Origin of the sequence: Alterirhizorhabdus solaris, assembly GCF_007785815.1 — a bacterium.
Taxonomy (GTDB): Bacteria; Pseudomonadota; Alphaproteobacteria; order Sphingomonadales; family Sphingomonadaceae; genus Alterirhizorhabdus; species Alterirhizorhabdus solaris.
Genome location: NZ_VNIM01000168.1, coordinates 1 through 4,451, shown reverse-complemented (window position 1 = coordinate 4,451; position 4,451 = coordinate 1). Strand labels below are relative to the sequence as shown.

Annotated in this window: 4 protein-coding genes; 1 reads left to right on the top strand and 3 read right to left on the bottom strand. The window is 71.3% G+C overall.

Going from position 1 to position 4,451, the window contains the following annotated elements:
- The 3 genes from FOY91_RS20740 to FOY91_RS20730 form a co-directional block, all read right to left on the bottom strand.
- A partial coding sequence (locus FOY91_RS20740; RefSeq protein WP_145155898.1) for an MFS transporter occupies positions 1 to 1,228 on the bottom strand: 1,228 nt, incomplete at its 3' end.
- A 1-nt stretch (position 1,229) separates the two neighbouring features.
- Positions 1,230 to 1,982: an SDR family NAD(P)-dependent oxidoreductase gene (locus FOY91_RS20735; protein WP_145155896.1), complete on the bottom strand. Its 753-nt coding sequence runs from the start codon at positions 1,980 to 1,982 to the stop codon at positions 1,230 to 1,232.
- 31 nt (positions 1,983 to 2,013) lie between these two features.
- Positions 2,014 to 2,553, bottom strand: coding sequence for a peroxiredoxin (locus tag FOY91_RS20730; protein ID WP_238995825.1), 540 nt, complete (start codon positions 2,551 to 2,553; stop codon positions 2,014 to 2,016).
- Between the two features lie 154 nt (positions 2,554 to 2,707).
- Between FOY91_RS20730 and FOY91_RS20725 the strand changes: the two genes are divergently transcribed.
- Positions 2,708 to 4,451 (top strand): patatin-like phospholipase domain-containing protein (locus tag FOY91_RS20725; protein WP_203234662.1); only part of this gene is annotated, 1,744 nt, incomplete at its 3' end.

Below are 4,451 nucleotides of genomic sequence, written 5' to 3'. Positions count from 1 at the left end.
CCCCCAGATACACCCCCACCAGCGGCAGCCCGCCGCGATCGGCCAGTGCCTGCGAGATGATCGGGGCCAGCGCGCCGCCGATGATGCCGCCCATGTTGAACGCCATCGACGCGCCCGTGTAGCGGACATGCGCCGGGAACAGCCCCGGCAGCCACGCACCGAGCGGGCCGTAGACGAAGCCCATCAGCAGCAGCGCCAGCGACAGGAAGGCGAAGATCGCCGGCAGCGATCCGTCGCCCATCAGCGGCGCGAGCAGGAAGCCCGCCAGCACCGTGCCGATGCATCCGCCCATCAATATCCGGCGCGGGTTGGTACGGTCCGCCAGCCAGCCCGATGCCACGATGCCCAGCGCCATGAACAGGATCGCGCCCAGTTGCAGCCCGAGGAAACTCTCGCGCGGGATGCCGAGCGTGGTGGTGCCGTAGCCGAGCGCGAAGGCGGTCGCGATGTAGAAGATGGCGAAGCACGCGACCACGGCGAAGGTGCCGGCCACCACCTCGCGCAGATGATGGCGCATCACCTCGGCTAGCGGCACGCGCGGCGGCGGTGCCTCGGCCATCGCGGCGGCGAACACCGGCGTCTCGGTCAGCTTCAGCCGCACCCACAGGCCCACGCCCACCAGCAGCGCGGAAGCGAGGAACGGCAGCCGCCAGCCCCAGTCGCGGAACTGGTCGGGCGTCAGCGCCACGCCGAGGATCAGGAATAGCCCGTTGGCGGCGATGAACCCCACCGGCGCGCCCAGTTGCGGCACCATGCCGAAGCGCGCGCGCCAGCCCGGCGGCGCATTTTCCACAGCCAGCAGCGCCGCCCCGCCCCACTCCCCGCCGAGGCCGAAGCCCTGACCAAAGCGCAGGAGGCACAGCAGCAGCGGTGCCCACCAACCGATGTCCGCGTAGGTCGGCAGGAAGGCGATGGCGGTGGTGCAGCCGCCCATTGTCAGCAACGAGGCGACGAGCGTGGACTTGCGCCCCACCCGATCGCCGAAATGGCCGAACACGCTGGCCCCCAGCGGCCGCGCGAGGAAGGCGAGGCCGAAGCTGGCATAGGCCGCGAGCAGTTGCGCCGAGGGGGACGAGACGGGGAAGAACAACGGCCCGAACACCAGCGAGGCGGCGGTGGCGTAGATATAGAAGTCGTAGAATTCCACCGCCGTGCCGACGAGGCTGGCCCCCAGCACGCGCCGCGTGGAGGGCGGCGTCACCGCCCCGGTCGCACCCGTCGTCGCCATGTCAGCCGCGCTTCACCGTGAACGGCCCCGGCCCCTGCACGTCGGGCATCAGCTCGATGCGGTTGACGTTCAGATGCGGCGGTAGGCCCACGATCCAGCTCACCGCCTCGGCCACGTCCTCCGCCGTCATCGGCACGGTATCGGCATAGACGGCGGCGGCCTTCGCGTCGTCGCCCGCCATCCGCACGTTGGAGAATTCGGTGCCGCCGACGAGGCCGGGCTGCACGTCGCTCACCCGCACGCCGCTGCCGGCCAGATCCGCCTTCAGCCCGAGCGTGAACTGCTGCACGAACGCCTTGGTGGCGCCGTACACGTTGCCGCCGGGATAGGGATAGTTGGCCGCCACGCTGCCCAGGTTCACCACATGCCCGCGCCCGCGCGCCACCATGCCGGGCAGCAGCGCATGCGTCATGCCGACGAGGCCGGACACGTTGGTGGCGATCATCCGCGTCCAGTCCGCCAGCGAGGTCTGGTGCGCCGGCGCGGTGCCGAGCGCGAGGCCGGCGTTGTTGACGAGGATCGCCACGTCGCGCCACTCCTCCGGCAGCGATCCGGGCAGCGCCGCCACGGCATCGGCGTCGGTCACGTCCAGCGTCAGCGGCAGCAGCGCGTCGCCCAGTTCGGCGGCCAGCGCATCCAGCCGGTCGCGGCGGCGCGCGGCGGCGATCACCCGCCGCCCGTCCGCCACGAACCGCCGCGCGATCGCCGCGCCGAAGCCGGAACTGGCGCCGGTGATGAAGGCGATGTCGGTCATGTCAGGCTCTCTCCGGTCGATCCGTGCCGCATCACCGCTTCGGATGCGCGGCTTCCCACGCCTTGACCGCGTTCATCGTGCCGGACACGTGACCCGCCGGGCTGAGCGCGGAATAAGCATAAATGATCTTGCCATCGGGCGCGATCACGAAGGAGGTGCGGTTCGACTTGGCCACCACCGGCAGCTTCACGTCGTAGTCCGCGATCACCTTCGGGGTGGCGGAGGCCACCGCGAACTTGTTGCGGCATTCGCTGACCGAGAACTTGTTGAGCGTCTCGATCTTGTCGGCGGACACGCCGATCACGGTCGCGCCCAGCCGGTTGAAATCATCGGTCGCCTCGGCGAACTCATGCGCCTCCACGGTGCAGCCGGAGGTGAAGGCGGCGGGATAGAAATACAGCACCACCGGCCCCTTCTTCAGCGCCTGCGACAGGCGGAACGGGAACGGCTTGCCGGCGAGCGAGGCCTGCGTGGCGAAATCGGGCGCGGTGGCCCCTACCGGCAGCGCGGCCGTGGCGGGGGTTGCGGCGATGGCGGCGGTGGCGATCAGCGCGGCGAGGAAAGGCTTCAAGGCAGGTCTCCGGCAAGGTGGCGTGGAACCTAGCCGCAAAGCCCCGCGCGCGAAACGACCGATTTGCCAAGCGACCGGGCGAGGCGCATGATAATCGTTCCGGCGGCGACGGAGCGAGATCCACGCCCCTGCGACTCTCCGGCAAGGGGGACTCATGGCAAGCGATGCACCGCCAGCCGATCCGTGCTTCCGCGCGGCCACCGATCTCGACGAACATGCCCTGGACGGCCGCCGCCGCGCACTGGCCGAGGCGGGCGCCGTGGTGGAGGGCTGGAGCGGCACGGGCACCGCCGGCATCGCCTTGTCCGGCGGTGGCATCCGCAGCGCCACGCTGTCGCTGGGGCTGCTGCAGGCGGTGGCAAGGCACGGGCTGATGGGCCATTTCGATTACGTCTGCACCGTCTCGGGCGGCGGCTATATCGGCGGTTTTTTGCGCACCCTGTTCCTGCCGCAGGCGCAGCGCGGCCCGCACTGGTGCGACCCGGCGGGCGCGGTGCCGCCCGGCATCGATGCCCAGCACGCCTACGCGCTCGGCGTGCTCACCAGCGAGCCGGCCGACCGCGAGGTGGATGGCCCCGCGCCGGGCCAGCGCCTGCGCAACCCGATCTGGTGGCTTCTCCAGCACAGCCGCTACCTCGCACCCAACGGGCCGAGCGACTATGCGTCCGCCGCCGCCTATCTGGTGCGCAACTGGATCGCGATGCTCTACGTGTTCGCGATCGCGATCGGCGGGCTGTTCACGCTCGGCACGCTGCTGCTGGCGGGCGGCATTCGCCTGTCGCCGTTCGCCGACGCCGTGGCACGGGTAACGACCCTGCGCTTTGCGCCCACGCCCGCGCCGCCCTGCCCCGGCTGCCCGCCGACGCCCCCGGCGATGATGACGGTCGTCCACCTCAGCCCGTGGCTGTTCCTCGCCGCCGTCGCTTTGGCCTGCGCCTGCGCCTGCGGCCTCGCCTACTGGATGACCGAGAACATGCGGAGCAACCCGCAGCCGCTCGGCTCGGGCACGCGCGACGATGCGGCCGATTCGCGGCGACGCTTCCTGCGTGTGGCGCTGCCCACGGCCGCGCTGGGGGCGGGCGTGGGGACGGCGGTGATCCTGTGGGACGTTTCGACATGGCACCGCGCCGGCCCCTGGGCGGCACCCCTGCGGCAGACGGCGGGGGTGCCGGCATGGTGGATCATCGCCGGTGGCGCAGGCTTCATCGTCGTCGGCGTCGTCATCGCGCTCGCCGCCTATCTGCGATCCTGCACGCGCTTTCCCAATCCCACCGCCGAGATGCGCCGCCTGCTCACCGCCTGGCTGACCACCGCCAGCCTTGCCGCGCTGGTACTCGCCAGTGCCGGCCTGTGCGACAGCCTGGCGCTGGCATTGCGCGCGCGGCTGCCGGCGGTGCTGGACGGCGGCGTCGGCCCGCTGCTCTCCACCGTGCTGATCCCGGCGGCCGCCTTCGCGATCAACCGCCTGTCAGGCTTGCTGGCCGGCAGAACGAAGGGCGGCGGGCTCATGGGCTTCCTCGCCCGCCATGCCGCCATCGCGATGCTGGTGGCCGGAGTGCTGCTGTACGGCGCGGTCGCGATCCTCGTGGATGCCACCGTGCAGGCACTGCTCTGGCAAGGCGACGCATGGGGGCCGCGCGGGCTGGATGCACGGCCGGCGGTGGTGCTGGTGATCGTGCTGACGGTGCTGATCGGGATGACCGGGCGGGCGCGCGGCTTCATCAATCTCTCCTCGCTCCACCAACTCTACGCCGCGCGGCTCACCCGGGCGTATCTCGGCGCGACCAACCCGGCGCGGCTGGCGCTGGACGGCGACACGCACACCATCAAGGAGAGCGACGCGGGCGACCATATCGAGCCGCGCGCCTTCTACACCGTGCCCACCACCGCCCCCATCC

Coding starts and splice junctions, on each gene's coding strand:
- FOY91_RS20735 (WP_145155896.1), bottom strand. CDS start 1,982: ATGACCGACATCGCCTTCATCACCGGCGCCAGTTCCGGCTTCGGCGCG.